Below are 22,759 nucleotides of genomic sequence, written 5' to 3' on the forward strand. Positions count from 1 at the left end.
GGGTTGGGTGGGGACTCGACCGGGTTTCTCCTTAGGCGCATCGCGTTGATGCGTAGCGCCTGGTCTCTGGTTCACGCGTGCCGGTCCCCCAGAGCTGCGCGTTGGTCGCCATGGATCGACGCCTTCAGCGGACGCTGGCGACCGCGTCGGCGCGGCCGTCGTTGATCGTCACCCATACGCCGGAGTTGGTATCCGACTGTCGCTTGAGGTAGGTGTAGTCGGTGTCCGTCCAGGACAGGACCTTGGTTTCCAGATTGTCGAGGATGAACTCGCCGAGGCTGGTGCGCACGGTCAGCACCGCATGGCCGTCACCGTTCGGCTGGCGCGCGACCGTCATCAACAGGTTGCCGGCCGGAACGCCGGCGTCCATCAGCTCGCGGCGCTTTTCCAGCGCGTAGTCCTCGCAATCGCCATAGCCATTGTCGGGATAGGCCCAATATTCCTCGACGCCATTGTTTTCCATGTCGGTGCGCGGCTTGATGCGGGTGTTGACCGAATTGTTGATGCTGACGATCGTCGCCCACAGCTTGCGGGTCAATTCGACCGGCGCCCCCTTGGGTGTCCGCTCGCTGCACTCGCCCGGTATGCGCCGGCAGAATTCATAGTGGCCGACAGGCTGTGTGGTGCGGCCGCCGGTGTGCATATAGGCCGGTCCCGCGGCATATGCTGATCCCCAAGCGGAAAGCTGCATCGCCATTGCCATCAGCAACAGCTTGCCCCTCGTTTTCTTCATTGTTCTTGTCTCCCCGTTCGAAGGAGACATTGCCACAGGTGGATTTATTCGACGCAAAAGCGCGCAGTAGATATTGAGTAAAACGCCCCTAGAATAAGTATCAATTTTGAAACTTTTGAGCGGTCAATCGTTTAACGTTTCGGGGACTGAAGTGCCTCGAATTGCGCTTTCGTGAAATACAAAAACCGGCCGCGAGGGCCGGTTTTGATTTGGACGCTGTTGCGCCTTCAGGCGCGCGGCGTGTTGAATTCCGAATCGAGCGTCTCAGGCCGCTGGATGACGGCGAATTCGATGGCGACGCCATCCTCGAAATGACGCACGATCTGTCCGCGCATGGTGCCGAGCATGACCTGGACGCCGATCGCCGGCTTGACGTCGATCTCGATCGCCGCGCCGGAGAGCGACAGGTCGATGATGCGGCACTGGTACTGACGCCCGTCGGTGAGCTGCAGGGTGCTGGTCGGGTTGCGGGGGGCGACGCGCTCGTGGCGGCGGTCTTCCGGCAGATCGAGCTCGTGCTTGTTGGCGAGCCACGTCAATTGCGCGGCGAGCTTGTCCTTCTTGCGGTCCGACGCAATCACCGTCATTGCGAAACCGTCCTGCAAGGTGCGGGTGACGACGCCTTCTATGCGGCCGATATGGTCGATATAGGCGATGACCTTTTCGCCGGGCATGCCGATGCGGTCCGTGCGAAGCGCGACGTTACCCGGCGACATATCGACGACCTGGCAAGGATGTTCGGTGCGGTCTTCCAACATGAAGCGCCCGTATATCTTGACCCGGACGCGCTGAAAGTTACGTCTCTCAGCTTGGGACGGCGCATAGTCGACCGCCGCTGACCTCATGACTGCCTACACCCCGTTTGGCATCCCCGCGCGCCGATGCCAGGGACTTCATCCCAGAACTACAGCAAAGCGGGTTAACAAAGGGGAAAAACGGGCCGGCGGGGCTGTAGGATCGTCAACTATTCCTCGCGCCCGCCATCGAAGACGACGAGGTGGCGAATGCGACGCGCGCGGCCGAGCGCGGAGATGGTTTCGGGCGCCTCCAGCTCGGCGGGAACAAGCGAGGGAACGTCGATCGCCGGGCGGCTCGCCAGCAGCTCTTTTTCCGGATCGATGACACGGATCGAATCGATCAACGCATCCGTGATCGGGTCGGCGCCCAGCCAGAACGGCTTCTCCACAGCGCTGATCACGCCGAGGCAACGCGGGTTTTCGACGCCGCCGTCCAGCGGCAAGGCAAGCAGTTCGAACTTGTTGGAACGGCCGTTGCGGCTGAAGCCCTCGAACATGATCAGCACGACGGATTTCTGGTCGAACACGCCATGGATCAGCTTCGAAACCAGCCGCTGGTCCTTCTCGCGCCACAGCGAAGGGAAGGAGAACCCCTTGAGTTCGCGGCCGTAGGAGGCGCAGAGCCTTGTGCCGGCCAGCCGGAACACAGCTTGCCCACGCGTGTCCCTTTCCAGGATGAACGTGTCGGCCAGCAGCGACTTGATGTCGGCCGGCTCTACTTCCGAGCGCTTCGGAGCAGGGCGTCCATCACGCAAGCGGTTCCAATACTGGAACAGCGTGATCGATCCGTTCTGGTTCATGCTAAGCAGCTCCGCGCATTCTGTCGTCTGATGTCCCATCGGTGAACAGAAGGGCGCCCTCCGATGACCTACATGCGTTGCGGAGCAGGAAGCGTGCCAGCGTCGTTAACACTTGTTCACGGGTCGGGGCCGTTAAGGTTAACAAGTGGTTTACGTTGCACCCAGGCGAGCCGCGTGGCACACAAAAACCACTCCAGAAGCGGTCGTTTCGCGACGATCGGCAGCACTTCAGTCAAGAGTTCGGGGGAACAGGGGACTCGACAGCCGTTCAAGGGAAACCTTGGACGGCTTTCTTTTGATTCGGCACTTTTGATTCGCGCTCGGCGATTCGCCCTTTGTGGTCCGGCGGGCAGTGGTCTAGATGCTCGCAACAACGAATCCTGGACCGAGTGCTAGTGCGCATGAGTGAACCTTTAAGCCCACCGGAAATGGAACAGGCGGATCGCGAGCCCGAGCCGCGTCGCGAGCCGGTCTTCAACCTGCCGCCGATCGTGCTGGCGGTGATCGCCATTTGCGTGGCCATCTACTTGTTGCAGCAATACGTGCTGAGTGATGCTCAGCAAATGACACTGCTTTACGACGGAGCCTTCATCCCTGTCCTCTACACCGGCCAATACGGCTTCGACTGGTTCCTGTTCACGCGGCCCTTCACCTATGCCTTCATGCATGGTGGATTTGCTCATATCGCCATCAACATGGTCTGGCTCGCTGCCTTTGGCTCGCCGCTGGCCAATCGGCTCGGAGCCTTCTGGTTCGCGTTGTTCTTCGCCGCGACGGGACTGGCTTCAGTGGCGCTTTTCTGGGCCATGCATCCATATGGCGAAGCGCCGCTGGTCGGCGCTTCCGGTGCGATATCGGGCATGATGGGAGCGGCGGCACGCTTTGGCTTCCGTACGGATCGTTCGGCGGGCAAAGCCGCATTCGCCGGCCCCGTACTGCCGATAGCAATGGTGCTGCGTTCACGTGGCGTGATGATCTTCCTTGCCGTTTGGATGGTGATCAACCTTGTCACCGGCCTTGTCGGCTTCGCCCCCGGCGTCGACAGCCAGATCGCCTGGGAGGCTCATATTGGCGGCTTTGTCGCCGGCTTCTTCGGCTTGCGCTGGTTCGACAGAAATTGGCAGCCGCTCGACTGGGAGACGACCGACCACCGCACTTGAAATGCAACCGATCGCGGCGCACGATGTTCACTCTTACGTGAAAGCCGGTCAGGGCAGGAACCGGTTGGCAAAGTAGAGGAGGACGCCATGACGGTTAAGGCCATTCTTGAGCAAAAAGGCCACGACGTGTTGACGCTCGGGCCGAACGAAAAACTGAGCGAAGCCATCCGCATCCTTGCCGAACACAGGATCGGAGCGTTGGTCATCACCAATGGAGACCGCAAGATCGTCGGCATCCTGTCCGAGCGCGACATCGTGCGCGTCGTCGCCAGGGAAGGCGCAGCCGCGCTCGACATAGCCGTTCGTTCCGCAATGACGCCGAAAGTGAAGATCTGCAACGAGAACCACACCGTCAACGAGGTGATGGAGATCATGACCCGGGGCCGCTTCCGCCATCTTCCGGTGGAAAAGGACGGCATGCTCGACGGCATCGTGTCGATCGGTGACGTGGTCAAGCGTCGTATCGAGGACGTCGAGCGCGAGGCTGAGGAAATCCGCGCCTATATCGCGACCGCCTGAGCGGTAAGCAACCGCCGGCCGCGCAAACGGCCGGCGGGGCGATAGCTACCTGTTGTCGAGTTCGGAGCGGACGAGTTGGAGCCCGCGCCGCGTGATGCGGTAGGGGCCGCCGTCCGACGACGAAACCGCCTTCTTGCGTTTCAGCTTCCGAAACAGGTCGAGGTCGACGCCGGGGTAGTGCCAGCCGTCGCGGGTCAGGCATTTGACGGAGGCGATCCGTTTCTTCTCGCTCTTTTCGATCTCGATGCGTCCGCCCTGCGCGAGCAGGTGCAGAACGCGTTGTTCAATACGCGAAATATCCATGGGAGAGTTTCCGGGAAAACAACAAAAGCCGCCGCCGCGAAGCTTCGCGGCATGGGGTTTCAGGTTTTCTGCCCTGCCTCGCTACGAGGTCAGGGCCTTACCGGGACTGAGCGTAAGTGGACATCCACTCTCCATTGGGATGGATGGGCTATAGGCGAAAACGGCGGAAAAGGCCAGCGGGCGGCTTTACGCTTGTCTCGCGATGCGCTTTGCACTAGCGAAGTTGCAAATCAGGATGTGCAAAACGCACGTTCCCATCGTTCTACTACGCAGGCCACCATGAGCATCATCGATACCCGCACGCCCGACGCGAAACGCCTGATCCCCGGCGCCACCGGCGATTGGGAAATCATCATCGGGCTCGAGGTCCATGCGCAGGTGACATCGGAAGCAAAACTGTTTTCCGGCGCTTCGACGTCGTTCGGTGCCGCCCCTAACGCCAATGTCAGCCTGGTCGATGCGGCAATGCCCGGCATGTTGCCCGTCATCAACGAGGAATGCGTCAAGCAGGCGATCCGGACCGGCCTCGGGCTGAAGGCGCAGATCAACCACAAGTCTGTCTTCGACCGGAAGAACTACTTCTACCCGGACTTGCCGCAGGGCTACCAGATCTCGCAGTTCAAGCAGCCGATCGTCGGCGAGGGCACGGTGATCGTCTCCGTCGGTCCCGATCGCCAGGGCGAGTTCGAGGACATCGAGGTCGGCATCGAGCGCCTGCATCTGGAGCAGGACGCTGGCAAGTCGATGCACGACCAGCATCCGACCATGTCCTATGTCGATCTCAACCGCTCCGGCGTGGCGCTGATGGAAATCGTGTCGAAACCGGACATGCGTTCGGCCGACGAAGCCAAGGCCTATGTCAGCAAGCTGCGCACCATCGTGCGTTATCTCGGCACCTGCGACGGCAATATGGACGAAGGCTCCATGCGCGCCGACGTCAACGTTTCGGTGCGCCGGCCGGGCGGCGAATTCGGTACGCGCTGCGAGATCAAGAACGTCAATTCGATCCGCTTCATCGGCCAGGCGATCGATTTCGAGGCGCGCCGGCAGATCGCCATCATCGAGGATGGCGGCACGATCGACCAGGAAACGCGGCTGTTCGACGCCGTCAAGGGCGAGACCCGGTCGATGCGCACCAAGGAAGAGGCGCACGACTACCGCTATTTTCCAGATCCCGACTTGTTGCCGCTGGAGTTCGACCAGGCCTATGTCGAATCGCTGGCCAAGGAGTTGCCGGAACTGCCTGATGACAAGAAGGCGCGGTTGATCTCCTCGCTCGGCCTGTCGACTTACGATGCCTCGATCCTGGTGTCGGAAAAGCCGATCGCCGACTATTTCGAGAAGGTGGCCGCTGGCCGCGACGGCAAGCTCGCCGCCAATTGGGTCATCAACGACCTGCTCGGACAATTGAACAAAGCTGGCAAGGACATTGAAAACGCTCCGGTTTCGCCAGACCAGCTCGGCGCCATCATCGATCTGATCAAGGATGGCACCATCTCCGGCAAGATTGCCAAGGACCTGTTCGAGATCGTCTGGAACGAGGGCGGCGACCCGCGCCAATTGGTTGAGAGCCGCGGCATGAAACAGGTTACCGACACCGGCGCTATCGAAAAGGCGGTGGACGAGGTGATCGCGGCCAACCCGGACAAGGTCGAGCAGGCGCGCGCCAAGCCGACCATGGCCGGCTGGTTCGTCGGCCAGGTGATGAAGGCGACCGGCGGCAAGGCCAACCCGCAGGCCGTCAATGACCTGGTCAAGGCCAAGCTGGGCATCGAGTAGACTATGTTCGTGCGCACCGCCGGGGATCGCGACCTCGCCGCCATCCGGGCGCTGCTGGTCGAGACTTGGCATGCGACCTATGACGCCATCTACGGCGCCGAACGGGTGACCGAGATCACCGATGAGTGGCATTCGATCGCCTCGCTCACGGCGCGGCTGGCGAAGCCGAACAGCGAGTTCCTCGTCGCCGACGATGGCCAGCGCATTGGCGGCATGGCATTTGCCGAGGCGGTCGATGGCGGCGGCTTGATCATGCTGAAGCAGCTTTACGTGCAGCCCGGCCTGCAGGGCCGGGGCATCGGCGGCATGCTTCTCGACGAGATCATCGAAAGCTTCCCTGAGGCCCGCGCCATCCGGCTGGAAGTGGAAGAGAAGAACACGCGCGCAATTGCCTTCTACCAGGCGAACGGCTTCGTCCGGACCGGCCGCACCGACAATTGCGGTTCGGCCCAATCCGCTATCCCGGCGCTCGTTTATGAAAGGCCGCTTGCCGCATAGCGGCGGACCTTTTCGGGTGCGCAATCCGGCGGGTCGAATTCAGCGATCGAGCCGCGGCCTAACTGGCGGAAACATCCACATTGTCGATCAGCCTGGTCTTGGCGAGCCAGGCGGCGGCGAGCAGGCGGCCCTCCTGTCCGCGGCGCCACGGCCCCAGCGTCCGGCTCTCGCGAGCTTCGACATAATCGACCTTCTGGAAACCGGCCGAAAGCAGGGCGCGGCTGGCTTCGCCTGTCGCGCCGTTCTGGTCGGCGCCGGCCGCCAGCGCCGCGGCTGCCTTGCGCAGGACCACGTTGAGCCGGCGGGCGATCTGGAGTTCGGCCTCGCCGAGATAGGCGTTACGCGATGACATGGCGAGGCCATGCGCGTCGCGGATCGTCGGCGCGCCGATGATCTCGACGGGCAGGTCGAGGTCGCGGCAGAGCTGCCTGACGACGCACAACTGCTGATAATCCTTTTCGCCAAAGACCGCGACGTCGGGCGACGCCTGCAGGAACAGCTTCGCCACGACGGTGGCGACGCCGTCGAAAAAAGTCGAAAATCCGATTCGAGCCCGGCGGAGGGACCGCCGACCGAGATTTTGGTGGCAAAGCCGGCAGGATACATCTCACCAACCCCAGGCGTGTAGGCAAGATCGGCTCCGGCCAAAGCCAGTTGATCGAGATCGCGGGCGAGTTGACGTGGATATTTGTCGAGATCCTCGCTCGGCGCGAACTGCGTCGGGTTGACGAAGATCGAGACGACGCAGCGCTCGGCTCGTTCGAGCGCGATCCTGACCAGCGACAGGTGCCCTTCGTGCAAGGCGCCCATTGTCGGCACCATGGCGACGCGAAGGCCGTCGCGCCGCCAGTCGCGGATCCGCGCGCGAAGGCCGGCGACCGTGTCGACGACGAGGGGCCGGCTCATCTGTTGTCCTTGCCCAAGGTGGCCGAAAAGACATTTTCGGGGCCGGGGAATGTCCGGTCTCGTACCTCGCTGGCGTAACGTGCGGCCGCATGCGAGACCACGCTGCGCAAATCGGCGTACTCCTTGACGAATTTTGGCACGCGGTCGACGGTGAGCCCGACCATGTCGTCTATGACCAGGATCTGGCCGTCGCAAACGCCGCTCGCGCCGATGCCGATGGTCGGGATGGCGATGCGGCGGGTGATTTCGGCCGCGACCGCCTCGACCGTGCCCTCGATGACCACTGAAAAGGCGCCCGCTTCTTCGACGGCGCGCGCATCGGCAAACAGCGCTGCCGCATTCTCGTCGGTCCGGCCCTTGATCCTGTAGCCGCCATCCTTCTCGACGGATTGCGGCAACAGGCCGATATGGCCCATGACCGGGATGCCGGCATCGACGACCGCGGCGATCTGCCGGGCCATGCCGACGCCGCCCTCGAGTTTCACTGCCTGGCAGCCGGTATCGCCAACGATACGCCGCGCCGAGGCAGCCGCTTGGGCCGCCGAATCTTCATAGCTGCCGGCCGGCATGTCGACGACAACGCAAGCCTTGGCGGAGCCGCGCATCACCGCTTGCCCATGCGCGATCATCATCTCCAGCGAGGCGCCCAGCGTCGTTTTGTGGCCATGCAGGACCATCGCAACGCTGTCGCCGACCAGGAGCAGGTCGATATGCTCATCAAGCAGGCGGGCGATGGGGTAGGTATAGGCGGTGAGACAGACGATCGGCACGCCATGCTTGCGGCGGCGAATGGCGTCGGCGCCGGTGCGAATGTCGGCGGTCGGCGATTCCGTGGCCAATCGTCACCTCCTTCGGCCAATTGTCGGCCGGATACCCACACGGGGCGGGCGCGCAGAGCTTTAGAAAGGCTGAGGGTGCTTGGCAAGCACCATACGGCGCGGGCCAATGCATCACAGGCTTGTGTCGCCTTACCGGCGCGCCATTTGCGCCCTCCAGGCGGCAAGACCCTTGCCTTCCCGAAGGGCTGACGCCATAAGCAGGAAACGGGCGCCACGGGCGCGAGGGTTTTGAAGATGAAGACTTTCCTTACGCAGTTTTTCACCTGGTGGAACGGCCAGACGCTTGGCACGCGCCTGCACACCTGGCGCTACGGCAGGAAGGTCGGGCAGGACGAGGTGGGCAACGTCTACTACGAAGGCGGTGTCGATTCCGAAGGACGCACGCGCCGCTGGGTCATCTATCGCGATTATTCCGAGGCTTCTTCTATCCCGCCCGGCTGGCACGGCTGGATCCATCACCGCGTCGACGTCGCGCCGCCGAGCGACGACTACAAGCCGCGCGACTGGCAGAAGCCGCATCAACCGAACCTGACCGGCTCGCCCTCGGCCTATCGTCCGAAGGGCTCGGTGCTGACCAACCAGCACCGTCCGCAGGTCACCGGCGACTACGACGCCTGGACGCCCGGATCGTAAGCGGGCGTCGGTCCTTTATCGCCACAATTGGTGTTTAGCTGCTTGCTGATCAAAAAACGGCGACTAGCCTTTGTGATAAAGAGAATCACCCGGGCGCTAACCACCGGTATCCCTGCATGAGCATTTCCAGCCTGACATCGATGGGCGCACTGATGGTAGCCGCCGGGCTCACCGTTAGCACCGCGGCACTTGCCGCTTCGCCAGAGCCGGCCGCACCCGCGCCGGCGCCGGGGTCGGATCGAATCACCAACCCGGTCGCCGAATTCGCCGGCATCGACAAGATCACCGGCCGCATCATCACCTTCGACGTCTACATCGACGAGACGGTGCAGTTCGGTGCTTTGCAGGTGACGCCGCGCGTCTGCTACTCCCGGCCGCAGAACGAGGAGCCGAAGACCGATTCCTTTGTCGAAGTCGACGAGATCACGCTCGACCGCAAGATCCGCCGCATCTTCACCGGTTGGATGTTTGCCGAAAGCCCTGGTCTCAATGCCGTCGAGCATGCCGTCTATGACGTCTGGCTGAAGGCCTGCAAGCAGAAGTCGGATGTGCCAGCGCCCGATGCGGCCAAGACCGATGCGGCCAAGCCCGATACGGCCCAGCCGAATGCCACGGCCGCTCCGGCTGCGGCCGAACCGGAAGCCACGGAACCGTCTACGACCAGCACCAACTGATCCTTCGGAACCGCCTTGACGGCAACGCGTTGGGCCCTGACTGCCATACGATGCGCGCCGGGAGGATTTTCCGATGTCTGCCAGAAAGCGGATCACCGCCAGCATCAAGGAACTGCTTGAGCTCGAAAAGGGCTTCTGGACAGGAGATTCGGCATTTTTCGCGGCCAATGCCGACACCGAGTGCCTTGTGGCATTTCCGCGGATGGCCCAGACCATGAGCAATGCCGATCTCGCCGAAACCGCCGCCGATCCCAAGCGATGGCGTGATCTCGAGATCGATCTCAGGGGCGTGGTCGAACCAGGCAGCGACATCGTCATCCTGGCCTATGAGGCGCATGCCGTGAGGGGCAATGGCGAAGCCTACGCGGCGCTGGTCAGCACCGGCTATGTCCATCGCGTCAACGGCTGGAAGATGATGTTCCATTCGCAGGCTCCGCTGGAAACGAAGGTCCGCTGACGGGCTGGATCATCAGGGGAAAAATACCGCTTCACCCTTCAGCGCGTCGGCCAGCATCTTCTCGTATTTACCGCGCGGCACGTCGATTGCGCCGAAGCGCTTGAGGTGTTCGGTGGTGAACTGCGTGTCAAGCAGCGCGAAACCGCGCGCCTGCAGGCGTTCGACGAGATGCACCAGGCAGATCTTCGAAGCGTCCGTTTCCCGGGAAAACATGCTTTCGCCGAAGAACACCCGCCCCAGCGAGACACCGTAGAGGCCGCCGACCAGCCGCTCCTCGCGCCAGGCCTCGACAGAATGGCAATGGCCGATGCGATGCAACTGCACATAGGCCTCGCGGATCGGCGCGTTGATCCAGGTGGAACGGCGCTCCTCGCGCCTTTCGGCGCAGCCATCGATCGTCGCCTCGAAATCGAAGTCGAAACGGATGTCGAAGACCTCTCGCCGAAGCGCCTTCTTCAGACTTTTCGGCGTGTGGAAGCGGTCGAGCGGGATGATGCCGCGCGTCTCTGGCCGCACCCAGAACACTTCCGGGTCGGCGGCACTTTCGGCCATCGGGAAGACGCCCGAGGCGTAAGCCTTGAGCAGAAGGTCGGTCGGGATACGATAGCCTGGCGCGTAGGGGCGAGTCATCGCTTCATTATAGCGGCAAGTCGGGGGCTATTCGCCTTTGGCCAGATATTTTTCCAGCCAGTGGATGTCATAGTCGCCATTGGCGATGTCGGCGTTGCCGACGAGGTCGCGAAACAGCGGCAACGTCGTCTTGATTCCGTCGACGACGAATTCGTCCAGCGCCCGGCGCAGCCGCATCATGCATTCGACGCGGTTGCGCCCGTGCACGATCAGCTTGCCGATCAGGCTGTCGTAATAGGGCGGGATCTTGTACCCGGAATAGACGCCGGAATCGACGCGGATGCCAAGACCGCCTGGCGTGTGGAAATGGGTGATCGTGCCGGGCGAGGGCGTGAAGGTGCGCGGATCCTCTGCATTGATGCGGCACTCGATGGCATGGCCCTGGAAGCGGATGTCTTCCTGCTTGACCGAAAGACCGCCGCCCGAGGCGACACGGATCTGCTCATGCACCAGATCGATGCCGGTGATAGCCTCCGTCACGGGATGCTCGACCTGCAGGCGCGTGTTCATCTCGATGAAATAGAACTCGCCATTCTCGTAGAGGAACTCGATCGTGCCTGCGCCGGAATAGCCGAGGTCGGCGATGGCCTTGGCGCAGATATCGCCGATGCGCGAGCGTTCCTCGGCGTTGAGGGCGGGTGAGTTGGCCTCTTCCCAGACTTTCTGGTGGCGGCGCTGCAAGGAGCAGTCGCGCTCGCCGAAATGCACGCCCCGGCCAAAGCCGTCGCCGAACACTTGCACCTCGATATGGCGCGGCTTTTGCAGGTACTTTTCAATATAGACGGCGTCATCGCCGAAGGCCGCGCCCGCTTCCGAGCGGGCCGTCTGCAAGGCGACTTCGAGGTCGGCCTCGGTATGCGCCACTTTCATGCCGCGTCCGCCGCCGCCGGCCGATGCCTTGATGATCACGGGATAGCCGATCTCTGCGGCGATGCGCTTGGCGTCCTTTTCTTCGGTCACTGCGCCGTCGGAGCCGGGAACCACCGGAATCCCGAGGCGCTTGGCGGTGCGCTTGGCTTCGATCTTGTCGCCCATGATGCGGATATGGTCGCCGGTCGGACCGATAAAGGTAATGTTATGCGCGGCCAATATGTCGGAAAACTTGGCGTTCTCCGACAGGAAACCGTAGCCGGGATGCACGGCGTCGGCGCCGGTGATCTCGCAGGCGGCAACGATCTGGTGGATATTGAGGTAGCTGTCGCGCGATGGCGGTGGCCCGATGCATACGCTCTCGTCGGCGAGCCGAACATGCATGGCGTCGGCGTCGGCGGTCGAGTGCACCACCACCGTCTGGATGCCGAGCTCCTTGCAGGCACGCAGCACCCGAAGCGCGATTTCGCCGCGATTGGCGATGAGAATCTTCTGGAACATTAGGGCCGCTCTACTCGATCACGACGAGCGGCATGCCGTATTCGACCGGCTGTGCGTCCTCGAACAGGATCGCCGTCACCGTGCCGGCGCGCGGCGAGGGGATCTGGTTCATCGTCTTCATCGCTTCGATGATCAGCAACGTCTGCCCTTCCTTGACGTTCTGGCCGATCTCGATGAACGGCTTGGCATCCGGCGAGGGCGCCAGGTAGGCGGTGCCGACCATGGGGGAGGCCACGGCGTTTTTCGACACGTCGGCCGCGGCCGGAACGGCTGCGGTGGCAGGTTGGGCCGCCGGCGCCGGCGCAAAGGCCGGCTGCGGCGCGGCGATCGCGTGAACCGCCGGTGCCTGCCGCGATACGCGCACCTTCAGGTCACCCAGCTCGACTTCGATCTCGGTGAGATTGGTGTCGTTCAGTATGCCCGCCAGGTCGCGGATCAGCTGCTGGTCAACACCGGTCTTCTTTATCGACATTTTCGAGCCTTCTGTTTGTTGGCCGGTCATAGGCGTGCGGCCAGCGCCTGCAGCGCCAGCGTGTAGCCGAGCGGCCCAAAGCCACAAATCATGCCGACAGCGACCGGCGCGACCATGGAGACGTGGCGGAATGATTCCCGCGCATGGATGTTGGAAAGATGAACCTCGGCGACCGGCAGCGGCGCCACGGAACGGATGGCGTCGTGGATCGCGATCGAGGTGTGGCTATAGGCGCCGGGATTGATGACGATGCCGGCGGCCTTGTCGCCGGCTTCCTGGATCCAGTCGACGAGGTCGCCCTCGTGGTTCGACTGGCGGAAATCGATTTCGAGCCCGAGCGCCGTGCCCGCCTCTCTGCAGTCGTCCGCGATGGCGGCAAGCGTCTTGCCGCCATAGATGCCAGGCTCGCGCTTGCCGAGCGCGTTGAGATTGGGACCGTTCAGGACGAAAACCGTTTTCAAAAAATGCCGACCTTTTCCGGCACCGGCGTCAAACCGGCGCTGGGCCCTCTATAATGGGCATAGACGCCCGCGGAAAGAGCGCAAGTGCGTTCTTTCACTGTCCACAACAGGCGGAAATGCGCCCGTGAAGAAAACCCGCGGCCGATCAAAGCGCGGCTTTCGCCGCCTCGATCTTCTCCGCCAGGACTTCCTGTCCGAGCGCCCCGAACACGACCTCGTTGCCGACGACATAGGACGGCGTTCCGGTGATCGCCAGCTTGTTGGCGAGATCGTAGGTCTTGGAGAAGGCTTCGGTGATGGACGGGTCCTTCATCTTTTCACGCAGCGTCGCTTCGTCCGCGCCGAGCGAAAGCGCGACCTTGATCGCCGCCGCCTCGGTGGCGCGTCCCTGGCCGCCGAGCAGCGCATTGTGGAACTCGCCGTACTTCTGCGGCATCATCAGGTGGAAGGCCATCGAGACGACGCTGGCCTTCTGCGAATCCGGGCCGAGGATCGGGAACTCCTTGAGCACGAAACGCAGGTCCGGATCGGCCTTGGTCAGCGCCTGCATGTCTTCGATGGCGCGTTTGCAGAAGCCGCAATTGTAGTCGTAGAACTCGACGATCGTGACCTTGCCGTTCGGGTTTCCGACCACGCCGTCGAAGGAGGAGTTGAAGATCTGCTCCTTGGCGCCCTTGATGACGCCGAGATGGGCGATGCGCTGCTCTTCCTTCTGCTTGGCCTCGAGCGCATCCTGGACTTCCAGCAGCACTTCCGGATTCTTCAGGAGATAATCGCGGATGATGCCTTCGACCTCGGTGCGGTCGATCTTGGTATCGGCCGCTGCCGTCTGAAGCGGTTGCGCCGCACCGGCTTCCGCGGTTTGCGGGCTGCCGGCCACGAAACCGAACGCCAGCATGGCAAGGGCTATCGCAACTCCCGTGGTGCCCAGCAACAGTGCCTTTTTCATCGTTCGTTCCTTTGCCTGTTTTCCGGTCCGGCTGCGTCGCAGCGCACGGCCGGAAGGTTCATTATACCTTGCCCGACGGCTTGTAGTTTATGATGTCCTGGGCGCGAATCCATCGCGGCTCGCCGCGTTTGAGTTGCTGCTGCGCTCGCATGGCGAAGATCTTCGCATCCTTGTAGTTACCGGAATAGAAATGACCCTCGGCCGTGGCAAGCTCGGCGCCCGGTATGTCTCCCAATTCGCCATAGGCCTGCGCCAGATAGCGGTATCCCACGGAATTTTCCTTGTCGCGTCGCAAGCCGTTGTTGATCTGCACCACGGCCTTTTTCAGAGCGTCGGGAGTGCCCGTCGCCATCAACGCCTGACCGAGCGAAACCGGCAGCAATCCGGATCGCGCCTTGTCGAGGCTGACTGCCTTGGCGTAGGCATCGGCAGCTTCCTTGGGCTTGTTCGCCTTCATCAATATATCGCCGCGCAATTCCTGGAAATAGGCGTTGCCGGGCTGGGCCTTGATCAAGGCGTTGGTCTTGGCGAGTGCGGTGGCGATGTTGCCGAAAAGATAGGCCGATTGGGCCTCGCCATACTGCGCGGCAAGGCTGCCCTGCATCTTTCGCATCAGCCGCGACGCGGCGGCCTGGCCTTCCATGTAGACAGCGATCTTCACCCGCATCATGTCGTGGCGCAATTGCAGGGCCGGCGCATCGACCTTGTCGAGATAGGGGCTCTGCTTGACCAGCACTTCGAGGTTGGAGATTCGGTCGCGCGGCATCGGATGGCTGATCCGGTAGGGATCGACCTGCGCGCCCGACAGCGACAAGGCCGTCTGGAAACGCTGAAACGTCTTCAGCATGCCCATGCCGGACTGGCCGGTGGCGTTGAGATAGGTGATCGCCGAGCGGTCGGCCGTCATCTCCTCGGTGCGCTGATAGGCGAGAATGCTGCGCTGCGCCATCTCGCCGCCGCCAGCCGCCACGCCCACGCCGGCGCCGGCAAGTCCGCGGCTGTTGGTGGTCGCTCCCGCGACCATGGCGCCGGCGCCCAGCAAGGTTGCGATGATGGCCATCGTCTTGGCGCGCTCGAGCTGGTCACGCAGTTTCTGCTGGTGGCCGCCCGCGATGTGGCCGGCCTCGTGGGCGATGACGCCGATGATCTCGTTGGGCGTTTCGGCTTCCATCAAGGCGCCCGTGTTGATGAACAGCCGGCGTCCGGTGACGAAGGCATTGAAGCTCTGGTCGTTGACCAGGACGATGTCGATGCCGTCATTCGCCAGACCGGCGGCCTTGAAGATCGGGCGGGCGTAGTCGCGCACCAGCGCCTCGATCTCGGCATCGCGCACCACCGGCACGTTCTGGGCGAAGGCGCTGATGGAACCAGACACCGCGACGGCGACGCCAAGCGAAAGCGTCGCAACGACGCGCGCTGCCCGGGCAACCATCGATTTGGGTCGGCTCAACATGACGTGTCCACTGGTAGACGAGCGGGCGAAAGATGAAAAGTCGGCACCGGAAAAACTTCCTCAACTTGTGATCCTCACACCAATCGGGCATTTGTGCGGCGCATGCGCCAGGATGTGGCGCGCTCAATCGTCGGATCGAGGTCAAAATGGTCGTTTCGCTCTCACGCCGTGGCAATGTCGAACCCTTCCACGCCATGGATGTGCTGGCCGAGGCGAACCGGCTGAGAGCGACGGGCGCGCCGGTCATTTCCATGGCCGTCGGCCAGCCGTCCGATCCGGCTCCGGCCCGCGTTCGTGCCGCGGCGGCCAGGGCTTTGCAGGACGGGCGCATTGGCTATACCGATGCGCTGGGCCTGGCTGGATTGCGCAAGGCGATCGCCGAACACTATGGGGACCACTACGGGCTTGATGTCGCGCCCGACCGCATCGCGGTCACCACGGGATCCTCGGCCGCCTTCAATCTCGCTTTCCTGGCAATGTTCGATCCTGGTGACCGCGTCGCCATCGCAGCGCCGGGCTACCCCGCCTATCGCAATATCATGGCGGCGCTCGGCATCGAAGTGATCGAGATCGAGCTCGGCGATGCGGCCTATCTTCATGCCGCTCACCTGGAGACCGCGCATCGCGAAAAGCCGCTGAAGGGCGTGCTGTTCGCAAGTCCGGCCAACCCGACCGGCGCGGTCATCCCGGCCGATGATCTCGCGGACCTGGTCCGGACGGCGGAGGCGCTTGGCATTGCCGTCATCTCCGACGAGATCTACCATCGGCTGGCCTATGCGGCGCCCGACACCACCGCACTCGCCTTTGGCACCGGTGTCACGGCGATCAACTCCTTCTCGAAATATTATTGCATGACCGGCTGGCGCATCGGCTGGATGGTGCTGCCTGAAGCGCTGGTGCGGCCCATCGAGCGCATTGCGCAGAGCCTCTACATCTCGCCGCCGGAACTGTCGCAGGTCGCCGCAATCGAGGCCTTTGCCGCTACCGAGGAGCTGGAGGCGATCAAGGGTCGCTATGCCTCGAACCGCGAGCTCTTGATGACGCGTCTGCCAGAGCTCGGCTTTCCGCTTGCCGCACCGATGGATGGTGCCTTCTATGCCTTTTGCGACGTCACCCGGCACAGCAATGACAGCATGGCCTTCGCCCGCAAGATGTTGGCCGAGGCGCATGTCGCGGCCACGCCCGGCCGGGATTTCGACACCCAGGCCGGGCACCGCACCATGCGGTTCTCCTATGCCGGCAGCCATGACGACATGGTCGAGGCATTGGCGCGCATCGAACGCTGGCTGAGATAGATCCATGCCGGAACTCGAGCAGGCCCTGGCCGAAGTCGCGGCCGAAATGGCCGAACGCACCGATCGCGGCGAGGTCGCCACCTATATCCCGCAACTCGGCAAGGTTGATCCCAAGAAATTCGGCATCGCAGCCGTCACCAATGACGGCCGTGTGCTGATGGCGGGCGACGCCGACCAGCCCTTTTCGATCCAGAGCATCTCGAAAGTGTTCACCTTGACGCTGGCACTGGGCAATGTCGGCGATGCGCTGTGGAAAAGGGTCGGGCGTGAACCCTCGGGCAACCCGTTCAACTCGATCGTGCAGCTCGAGCATGAGAACGGCATTCCGCGCAATCCATTCATCAATGCCGGCGCCATCGTCATTTCCGACATCCTGCTTGCCGGCCATCAGCCGCGCGAGGCGATCGGCGAGATCCTGCGCTTCATCCAGTTCCTCGCCGACGACGAGACCATCATCATCGACCGCGAGGTCGCGGCCTCGGAGCGCGCCACCGGCTACCGCAACTTCGCGCTCGCCAATTACATGAAATCCTTCGGCAATCTTCAACATGCGCCGGAGCTGGCGCTCGGCGTCTATTTCCACCATTGCGCCATCGCCATGAGCTGCCGGCAGCTGGCGATGGCCGGCCGGTTCCTCGCCAATGGCGGCAAAAATCCGGCGACCGGACATTCCGTGGTGTCGGCCGAGCGGGCACGCCGCATCGGCGCCATGATGCTGACCTGCGGCCACTATGACGGCTCCGGTGATTTTGCCTTCCGCGTCGGCATTCCGGGCAAGAGCGGCGTCGGCGGCGGCATATTGGGCATCGTGCCCGGCGTCGCCTCGCTCGCCGTCTGGTCGCCCGGCCTCAACGCCAACGGCAATTCCAAGTTGGGCTCGATCGTCCTGGAAAAGCTCGCCAGGATGATGAACTGGTCGATCTTCGCGCCGTAACGTTCCGGCAGATATGAAAAATCCCGCGCCGTCTTTCGACCGCGCGGGATTCTTTCATTCAGAAAATCAGTTCAAAGGGCTGAAATCCTAGAAGAAGCCTTTCCGCTGCCACCAGCCGGCGCGCTTCGGCTTCTCTTCGGTCTTGGTTTCCGGCTCTTCGGCGACGGTCGAGGAAACCACCGGCACGACCGGAGCATCGATGGCCGCCGGCTTGCGTCGCGACGGACGGGCCTTCGGTGTGTCCTCGGCGGTCGCTGCCGCTGCCGCTGCCTCGTCCGATGCCGTGGCTGGCGTCTCGGCGGGTGCCGGAACGGCCAGTTCAGCAGTCGGCTCCTCGGCGACAGCCTCGACGGCTGCCTTCTTCGGCTTGGCTGCACGCCGCGGCTTCTTGGGCTTCTCGGCGGTCGTCGCCTCGTCGCTTACCAGAGCCATCGGCTCTTCGACAGCGGCGATTGCTGCCGGCTCGATCGCAGGCTCGCTTTCGGAAGCATCGACCCCGGAAGGCTCGGTCGCTTCATCGACGCTCGCCTCGGCCTCGCCTTCGCCGTCCTCGCGCCGGTTGCGCTTGCCACCGCGTTTGCCGCGGCGACGCTTCTTGCCCTGGCCCTCGTCGGATGCTTCCGCCGTTTCGGCCGTTCCGGCTGCGGGGACCGGAGCCTCGTCGCCGGCTTGCGGCTCGTCACGACTCACCGGGCTTTCCGACGTGGACAGATCGTCGGCCTGCGCGGACACGGAAGCACCGTCGGTGTGGCCATGTTCGCGATCGCGATCCTTGCCGCCGCGGCGTCTGCGACGCTTGCGGCGCTTGCGGTCGCGGCCTTCGCCCTCTTCGCCGGGCCTCTGCTGGTGCTGACCTTGCTGCGGCTGACGCGGCTGCTCGGCCTGGGCCGGTGCCTCGTCTTCCTCCTCGGCGATGGTCTCATCCTCGGGCTCTTCCGGTTCGACATAGGCCGGCAGGGTGCGCGCTTCGACGAAGCCTTCCGGCTTTTCGGCCAGCGCGCCGCGGAAGATCGCATAATGCTGCGAACCGACCGTGTCGTCGGCCTCAAGCGTGATGGTCAGGCCGAAGCGGCTTTCCAGTTCCACCAGCGTGCCGCGCTTGTGGTTGAGCACATAGAGCGCGGTCGCCGCGGGCGTGCGAACCGTGATGTGGCTGCGCGAATCCTTGAGCAGGAACTCCTCGATCGCCCTGACCACCATCAGTGCGACAGACGAATCGGAGCGCACATGGCCGGTGCCGCCGCAATGCGGGCAAGGCTTCATGGTCGATTCCAGCACGCTGGCGCGGATGCGCTGGCGCGACATCTCCATCAGGCCGAAATGCGAGATGCGGCCGACCTGGATGCGCGCGCGGTCGTTCTTGAGGTGATCCTTCAACCGCTTCTCGACGGCGCGGTTGTTGCGGTTCTCCTCCATGTCGATGAAGTCGATGACGATCAGGCCGGCAAGGTCGCGCAGCCTGAGCTGGCGGGCGACTTCCTCCGCTGCTTCCAGATTGGTGTGGAGCGCGGTGTCCTCGATCGAGTGCTCCTTGGTCGAACGGCCCGAATTGACGTCGATGGCGACCAGCGCCTCGGTCTGGTTGATGATGATGTAGCCGCCGCTCTTCAGCGTCACTTGCGGCTGCAGCATGCGGTCAAGCTGCGCCTCTATGCCGTTGCGCACGAAGATCGGGGTCGTATCGCGGAACGGCTGAACCACCTTGGCGTGGCTCGGCATCAGCATGCGCATGAAGTCCTTGGCCTCGCGGTAGCCCTCTTCGCCGGAGACGAGGATCTCATCGATGTCCTTGTTATAGAGGTCGCGCACCGAACGCTTGATCAGGCTGCCTTCCTCGTAGACGAGGGCAGGGGCGGTGGACTGGAGCGTGAGATTGCGCACGTTCTCCCAAAGCCGCATCAGATATTCGTAATCGCGCTTGATCTCGGCCTTGGTGCGGCTCTCGCCTGCGGTGCGCAGGATGACGCCCATGCCTTGCGGCACTTCGAGATCGGCGACCACTTCCTTGAGGCGCTTGCGGTCGACAGCACTGGTGATCTTGCGCGAAATTCCGCCGCCGCGCGCCGTGTTCGGCATCAGCACGGAATAGCGGCCGGCAAGCGACAGATAGGTGGTGAGCGCTGCGCCCTTGTTGCCGCGCTCTTCCTTGACGACCTGCACCAGCAGGATTTGACGGCGTTTGATCACTTCCTGGATCTTGTACTGGCGGCGCATCGGCTTACGGCGGTTGCGCGCTTCCTCCAGGGCATCCTCGGCGCCGACCGATTCGACCTCGTGATCGTCCGAATGCGAAGATTGAACCTCTTCCAGCATGCCGCGATCATCGTCGCTGGATTCACTGCCCTGTTCCGTCTGCGGGACAGGTTCGGAAATCACTTCGGCGTCGACGGAGGCGGCGATCGACGTCGGACCGCCCTCGCGGGTCTCGCCTTCGTTCTGTCCAGAAGATTCCTCGCTCTGCTCGGGGGAGGCTTCGCCAGGATTGGATGCATCCGCGGCCCGTTCCGAGATATCGGCCGCATGTTCGATGGTTTCCGAACCGTGGGAAGTGTTCTCCGAGACGGCGTCGTTGCCATTGTCGGCGTCGCCTGCCTCGCCGGCCGTTTCGGTTGCCTCGTCGGCATCGGCCCCGCTCGCATCGCGCCTGTGTTCTGCGCGGTCGCGGCCCTTGCCGCCGCGCCGGCGCCCGCGCCGGCCGCGATCGCGGCTCTGGCGGTCGTCGCCTTCGCCGTCCTCATCGTCCTCATCCTCGGCTTCCTGCGCTTCAGCGCGCAGCAGCGCCTGACGGTCGGCGACGGGGATCTGGTAGTAGTCGGGGTGTATTTCACTGAAGGCGAGGAAACCGTGACGGTTGCCGCCGTATTCGACAAAGGCTGCCTGAAGGGAGGGTTCGACGCGCGTTACGCGGGCGAGATAGATGTTTCCTTTGAGCTGCTTCTTGTCCTGTGATTCAAAGTCGAATTCTTCGATACGATTACCGCGTACGACGACAACGCGTGTTTCCTCCGGGTGGGAGGCGTCTATCAGCATTTTGTTGGGCATTATTTCGTTTCCCCCCGGCAGCCGTCAGCCGCAGCTTGCGGCGCAAAGGCCGCTGCTGTGTGTCTGGATGAATGTGGGTGCCGGATGTCTGAATGTCCGCCGGACGGTGCCTGCGCGCCATGGCGGTGCCGCCCGCAGCCATATTGGCGCGGTTTGATGCGGACCTTTCCATGATTGCGCTTGAAGCCATCGTCACCAGCAGAACCTTTTGAACCAAAGCCCGGAAACCGGACCAGCTTGTTTGCTCATACAGAGCCGGCGCGGGACAAACCCGGCCGTTTTCCTCACGCAGGCGATTCCCCCGCCACGGGCGCACACCTGCGAAATTCGTCGCGATCACCTGAACCCTTCTCGCATGGAGCGAAAGGAGCCGCCTTTCGTCTCACCTGTAGCGGGAAGCTGCGGAGGAGGGCGGTTCCAGGATTGCAGTGATCCACTATCGCTTTTATGATTTGGCGGGTTGGAAGGCAACCCCGATTTCCGACGCCGGCAAAAGCGGTTCCGGCACGTAAGCATGGGTCCGGGCCTCGCGTGAAAAGGCTTGGTTAACCTTCTCTGGATACCAATCGTTAATCGAGTTCGCGGCCTAACCGGCACTTCGACTACATGACCGGGCGCCTTGGCGCCAAACCGGGAGCGACTGCAAAGAGATGGGATTGGCAGGCTTCACAGACAAGGGCAGTCGTGCCGGCGGCCGTTTGCTCGCGATCTTCTGCGTCCTGCTGTCGATGACCATTTCGTTGGTCGCCAACGCCGCCGATGCCCCGCTCGCGGCAACCGGTTACAAGATGGCGGGCGATGCCACCAAGATGCGCATCGTCATGAATTTCGACCGTGAGCCCGACGTCAAATGGTTCCTCTTGCGCGGGCCCAATCGTCTGGTCATCGATCTGGCGAATACCAGATTGGCCATCGATGCCAAGGATTTGAAGCCTCGCGGGCTGGTCAAGGGCGTGCGCCTGGGTGAACTCGATGCAGGCGTGTCGCGGCTGGTTCTCACCGGCAAGGGGCCGTTCGCGGTCGACAAGCTCGATGTTCTCAAGAACAAGGACGGCGCGGGCTACCGCATCGCCATCGACATGTCGGCGGCCTCCGAACGCGAGTTCGACACTGCCCTTGCCAATCAGGCGCTGACCACCGGTTCCACGGTTTCGACCGAAAAGGGCGGGCGGGTCGGCACCGGGCCGGTCTCCAATCCGGGCCATCGCTTCACCGTCGTCATCGATCCGGGCCATGGCGGCGTCGATGGCGGTGCCGAGGGCCTGAACGGCACAGTCGAAAAGAACGTCACGCTGGCTTTCGCCACGGAACTGCGCGACAAGCTCGCCGCCGTCGGCAGATACGATGTCTTCATGACGCGCGACACCGACGAATATTTGCGGCTGGACGACCGCGTGCGCATCGCCCGTCAGCATGAGGCCGACCTGCTCATCTCCATCCATGCCGACACCATCAGCCTCAAGGGTATCCGGGGCGCGACCGTCTATACCGTTTCCGACAAGGCTTCGGATCCGGAAGCACAGGCGCTTGCCGATCGTGAAAATCTCTCCGACCAGTTCGCCGGCATGGAGATCAAGGACGACAACAAGGAAGTTACCGATATCCTGATCGACCTGATCCGCCGCGAGACTCACACCTTCTCGATGAGTTTCGCCCACACGCTGGTCGGCCAGCTGTCGACCAGTGTCGGCCTCATCAACAATCCGCAGCGTTCCGCGGGATTCAAGGTGCTGAAAGCGCCTGACGTCCCGTCCGTGCTGGTCGAACTCGGCTATCTCTCGAATGCCAAGGACGAGGCGCAGCTGCTCGACGCCGACTGGCGCGGCAAGGCGGCGCAGAGCATCACCAACGCCGTCGCGCTGTTTGCTTCCGCGCGTGCCGGAACGGGAACCGGGGGCTGAAATGCCTGACGACGCCTGCAACCACAGGCAGCGTTGCGCAACGACAACGCCCGACGCTTTTATTTGCTGCTTTAGGCCACGAAATCCGGCCTTGCCGTATTTTGCCCACATGGCGGCGACATGGGTTTTCGATTACGGGTTGGGACCGGCTCG

The 22,759-nt window shown here is 63.0% G+C and carries 22 protein-coding genes and 1 pseudogene; 10 read left to right on the plus strand and 13 right to left on the minus strand.

The features are described 5' to 3' along the window. Positions 1 to 124 precede the first annotated feature (124 nt). The 3 genes from LB566_RS11385 to LB566_RS11395 all read right to left on the minus strand — a co-directional run bounded on the left by LB566_RS11385 (position 125) and on the right by LB566_RS11395 (position 2,330). Positions 125 to 733 carry a transglutaminase-like cysteine peptidase gene (locus LB566_RS11385; protein ID WP_224624495.1) on the minus strand — a complete coding sequence of 203 codons (609 nt, stop codon included), beginning with the start codon at positions 731 to 733 and terminating at the stop codon, positions 125 to 127. 227 nt (positions 734 to 960) lie between these two features. Further along, positions 961 to 1,578 carry a PilZ domain-containing protein gene (locus LB566_RS11390; protein ID WP_224624496.1) on the minus strand — a complete coding sequence of 206 codons (618 nt, stop codon included), beginning with the start codon at positions 1,576 to 1,578 and terminating at the stop codon, positions 961 to 963. A gap of 119 nt (positions 1,579 to 1,697) precedes the next feature. Further along, positions 1,698 to 2,330: a PAS domain-containing protein gene (locus LB566_RS11395; RefSeq protein ID WP_140548768.1), complete on the minus strand. Its 633-nt coding sequence runs from the start codon at positions 2,328 to 2,330 to the stop codon at positions 1,698 to 1,700. Positions 2,331 to 2,731: 401 nt separating this feature from the next. Between LB566_RS11395 and LB566_RS11400 the strand changes: the two genes are divergently transcribed. Together LB566_RS11400 and LB566_RS11405 are read left to right on the plus strand one after the other, a co-directional pair. Beyond that, positions 2,732 to 3,490: a rhomboid family intramembrane serine protease gene (locus LB566_RS11400; RefSeq protein ID WP_224624751.1), complete on the plus strand. Its 759-nt coding sequence runs from the start codon at positions 2,732 to 2,734 to the stop codon at positions 3,488 to 3,490. An 87-nt stretch (positions 3,491 to 3,577) separates the two neighbouring features. Continuing rightward, positions 3,578 to 4,009 (plus strand): CBS domain-containing protein, encoded by a 432-nt coding sequence (locus LB566_RS11405; RefSeq protein WP_140493682.1) that lies wholly within the window; start codon positions 3,578 to 3,580, stop codon positions 4,007 to 4,009. A gap of 45 nt (positions 4,010 to 4,054) precedes the next feature. On the opposite strand, the gene LB566_RS11410 is transcribed toward LB566_RS11405, so the two are convergent. After that, positions 4,055 to 4,312 (minus strand): YjhX family toxin, encoded by a 258-nt coding sequence (locus tag LB566_RS11410; RefSeq protein WP_140493680.1) that lies wholly within the window; start codon positions 4,310 to 4,312, stop codon positions 4,055 to 4,057. A gap of 279 nt (positions 4,313 to 4,591) precedes the next feature. Between LB566_RS11410 and gatB the strand changes: the two genes are divergently transcribed. After that, positions 4,592 to 6,091: an Asp-tRNA(Asn)/Glu-tRNA(Gln) amidotransferase subunit GatB gene (gene gatB, locus LB566_RS11415; protein WP_224624497.1), complete on the plus strand. Its 1,500-nt coding sequence runs from the start codon at positions 4,592 to 4,594 to the stop codon at positions 6,089 to 6,091. 3 nt (positions 6,092 to 6,094) lie between these two features. Further along, positions 6,095 to 6,589: a GNAT family N-acetyltransferase gene (locus LB566_RS11420; protein WP_140548760.1), complete on the plus strand. Its 495-nt coding sequence runs from the start codon at positions 6,095 to 6,097 to the stop codon at positions 6,587 to 6,589. Positions 6,590 to 6,647: 58 nt separating this feature from the next. Here LB566_RS11420 and panC read toward each other — a convergent pair. After that, positions 6,648 to 7,495 (minus strand): annotated as a pseudogene (panC, locus tag LB566_RS11425) (pantoate--beta-alanine ligase). Continuing rightward, positions 7,492 to 8,334, minus strand: a complete 843-nt coding sequence (gene panB, locus LB566_RS11430) for a 3-methyl-2-oxobutanoate hydroxymethyltransferase (protein ID WP_140548756.1) — start codon at positions 8,332 to 8,334, stop codon at positions 7,492 to 7,494. Before panB ends, panC begins: the two are co-directional and overlap by 4 nt. Positions 8,335 to 8,568: 234 nt before the next feature. Between panB and LB566_RS11435 the strand changes: the two genes are divergently transcribed. The 3 genes from LB566_RS11435 (at position 8,569) to LB566_RS11445 (ending at position 10,098) form a co-directional block, all read left to right on the plus strand. Continuing rightward, positions 8,569 to 8,967 (plus strand): NADH:ubiquinone oxidoreductase subunit NDUFA12, encoded by a 399-nt coding sequence (locus tag LB566_RS11435; RefSeq protein ID WP_140548754.1) that lies wholly within the window; start codon positions 8,569 to 8,571, stop codon positions 8,965 to 8,967. 116 nt (positions 8,968 to 9,083) lie between these two features. Further along, complete coding sequence (locus LB566_RS11440) at positions 9,084 to 9,641, plus strand: DUF2155 domain-containing protein (RefSeq protein ID WP_224624498.1); 558 nt, start codon at positions 9,084 to 9,086, stop codon at positions 9,639 to 9,641. Between the two features lie 73 nt (positions 9,642 to 9,714). After that, entirely contained in the window at positions 9,715 to 10,098 is a 384-nt protein-coding gene (locus tag LB566_RS11445; protein WP_224624499.1) for a hypothetical protein, read from the plus strand. A 12-nt stretch (positions 10,099 to 10,110) separates the two neighbouring features. Here LB566_RS11445 and aat read toward each other — a convergent pair whose 3' ends face one another. From aat to LB566_RS11475, 6 genes are all read right to left on the minus strand, one after another. Next, complete coding sequence (gene aat / locus LB566_RS11450; protein WP_224624500.1) at positions 10,111 to 10,728, minus strand: leucyl/phenylalanyl-tRNA--protein transferase; 618 nt, start codon at positions 10,726 to 10,728, stop codon at positions 10,111 to 10,113. 27 nt (positions 10,729 to 10,755) lie between these two features. After that, a complete protein-coding gene (accC, locus tag LB566_RS11455; RefSeq protein ID WP_224624501.1) occupies positions 10,756 to 12,099 on the minus strand; it encodes an acetyl-CoA carboxylase biotin carboxylase subunit in 1,344 nt (447 codons plus the stop codon). A 10-nt stretch (positions 12,100 to 12,109) separates the two neighbouring features. Next, positions 12,110 to 12,571, minus strand: a complete 462-nt coding sequence (gene accB, locus LB566_RS11460; protein WP_140493661.1) for an acetyl-CoA carboxylase biotin carboxyl carrier protein — start codon at positions 12,569 to 12,571, stop codon at positions 12,110 to 12,112. A gap of 26 nt (positions 12,572 to 12,597) precedes the next feature. Next, positions 12,598 to 13,032: a type II 3-dehydroquinate dehydratase gene (gene aroQ / locus LB566_RS11465; RefSeq protein WP_140548744.1), complete on the minus strand. Its 435-nt coding sequence runs from the start codon at positions 13,030 to 13,032 to the stop codon at positions 12,598 to 12,600. 145 nt (positions 13,033 to 13,177) lie between these two features. Then, entirely contained in the window at positions 13,178 to 13,981 is an 804-nt protein-coding gene (locus LB566_RS11470; RefSeq protein ID WP_140548742.1) for a DsbA family protein, read from the minus strand. Positions 13,982 to 14,042: 61 nt separating this feature from the next. After that, positions 14,043 to 15,434, minus strand: a complete 1,392-nt coding sequence (locus LB566_RS11475; protein WP_140522130.1) for a M48 family metalloprotease — start codon at positions 15,432 to 15,434, stop codon at positions 14,043 to 14,045. Between the two features lie 146 nt (positions 15,435 to 15,580). On the opposite strand from LB566_RS11475, the gene LB566_RS11480 reads away from it, so the two are divergent. Continuing rightward, positions 15,581 to 16,729, plus strand: a complete 1,149-nt coding sequence (locus LB566_RS11480) for a pyridoxal phosphate-dependent aminotransferase (RefSeq protein ID WP_224624502.1) — start codon at positions 15,581 to 15,583, stop codon at positions 16,727 to 16,729. A 4-nt stretch (positions 16,730 to 16,733) separates the two neighbouring features. Further along, positions 16,734 to 17,663 carry a glutaminase gene (locus LB566_RS11485; RefSeq protein ID WP_224624503.1) on the plus strand — a complete coding sequence of 310 codons (930 nt, stop codon included), beginning with the start codon at positions 16,734 to 16,736 and terminating at the stop codon, positions 17,661 to 17,663. 87 nt (positions 17,664 to 17,750) lie between these two features. On the opposite strand, the gene LB566_RS11490 is transcribed toward LB566_RS11485, so the two are convergent. Next, positions 17,751 to 20,705: a ribonuclease E/G gene (locus LB566_RS11490; protein ID WP_224624504.1), complete on the minus strand. Its 2,955-nt coding sequence runs from the start codon at positions 20,703 to 20,705 to the stop codon at positions 17,751 to 17,753. Positions 20,706 to 21,355: 650 nt separating this feature from the next. Here LB566_RS11490 and LB566_RS11495 point away from each other — a divergent pair. Beyond that, positions 21,356 to 22,606, plus strand: coding sequence for an N-acetylmuramoyl-L-alanine amidase (locus tag LB566_RS11495; protein WP_224624505.1), 1,251 nt, complete (start codon positions 21,356 to 21,358; stop codon positions 22,604 to 22,606). Positions 22,607 to 22,759: the final 153 nt, after the last annotated feature.

The organism is Mesorhizobium sp. CA13, from assembly GCF_020165235.1.
Classification (GTDB): domain Bacteria; phylum Pseudomonadota; class Alphaproteobacteria; order Rhizobiales; family Rhizobiaceae; genus Mesorhizobium.

Bases quoted from the DNA above. Each gene is read 5' to 3' on its own strand.
- LB566_RS11385 (WP_224624495.1), bottom strand. From the start codon at position 733: ATGAAGAAAACGAGGGGCAAGCTGTTGCTGATGGCAATGGCGATGCAG.
- LB566_RS11390 (WP_224624496.1), bottom strand. From the start codon at position 1,578: ATGAGGTCAGCGGCGGTCGACTATGCGCCGTCCCAAGCTGAGAGACGT.
- LB566_RS11395 (WP_140548768.1), bottom strand. From the start codon at position 2,330: ATGAACCAGAACGGATCGATCACGCTGTTCCAGTATTGGAACCGCTTG.
- LB566_RS11400 (WP_224624751.1), top strand. From the start codon at position 2,732: ATGAGTGAACCTTTAAGCCCACCGGAAATGGAACAGGCGGATCGCGAG.
- LB566_RS11405 (WP_140493682.1), top strand. From the start codon at position 3,578: ATGACGGTTAAGGCCATTCTTGAGCAAAAAGGCCACGACGTGTTGACG.
- LB566_RS11410 (WP_140493680.1), bottom strand. From the start codon at position 4,312: ATGGATATTTCGCGTATTGAACAACGCGTTCTGCACCTGCTCGCGCAG.
- gatB (WP_224624497.1), top strand. From the start codon at position 4,592: ATGAGCATCATCGATACCCGCACGCCCGACGCGAAACGCCTGATCCCC.
- LB566_RS11420 (WP_140548760.1), top strand. From the start codon at position 6,095: ATGTTCGTGCGCACCGCCGGGGATCGCGACCTCGCCGCCATCCGGGCG.
- LB566_RS11435 (WP_140548754.1), top strand. From the start codon at position 8,569: ATGAAGACTTTCCTTACGCAGTTTTTCACCTGGTGGAACGGCCAGACG.
- LB566_RS11440 (WP_224624498.1), top strand. From the start codon at position 9,084: ATGAGCATTTCCAGCCTGACATCGATGGGCGCACTGATGGTAGCCGCC.
- LB566_RS11445 (WP_224624499.1), top strand. From the start codon at position 9,715: ATGTCTGCCAGAAAGCGGATCACCGCCAGCATCAAGGAACTGCTTGAG.
- aat (WP_224624500.1), bottom strand. From the start codon at position 10,728: ATGACTCGCCCCTACGCGCCAGGCTATCGTATCCCGACCGACCTTCTG.
- accC (WP_224624501.1), bottom strand. From the start codon at position 12,099: ATGTTCCAGAAGATTCTCATCGCCAATCGCGGCGAAATCGCGCTTCGG.
- accB (WP_140493661.1), bottom strand. From the start codon at position 12,571: ATGTCGATAAAGAAGACCGGTGTTGACCAGCAGCTGATCCGCGACCTG.
- LB566_RS11470 (WP_140548742.1), bottom strand. From the start codon at position 13,981: ATGAAAAAGGCACTGTTGCTGGGCACCACGGGAGTTGCGATAGCCCTT.
- LB566_RS11475 (WP_140522130.1), bottom strand. From the start codon at position 15,434: ATGTTGAGCCGACCCAAATCGATGGTTGCCCGGGCAGCGCGCGTCGTT.
- LB566_RS11480 (WP_224624502.1), top strand. From the start codon at position 15,581: ATGGTCGTTTCGCTCTCACGCCGTGGCAATGTCGAACCCTTCCACGCC.
- LB566_RS11485 (WP_224624503.1), top strand. From the start codon at position 16,734: ATGCCGGAACTCGAGCAGGCCCTGGCCGAAGTCGCGGCCGAAATGGCC.
- LB566_RS11490 (WP_224624504.1), bottom strand. From the start codon at position 20,705: ATGCCCAACAAAATGCTGATAGACGCCTCCCACCCGGAGGAAACACGC.
- LB566_RS11495 (WP_224624505.1), top strand. From the start codon at position 21,356: ATGGGATTGGCAGGCTTCACAGACAAGGGCAGTCGTGCCGGCGGCCGT.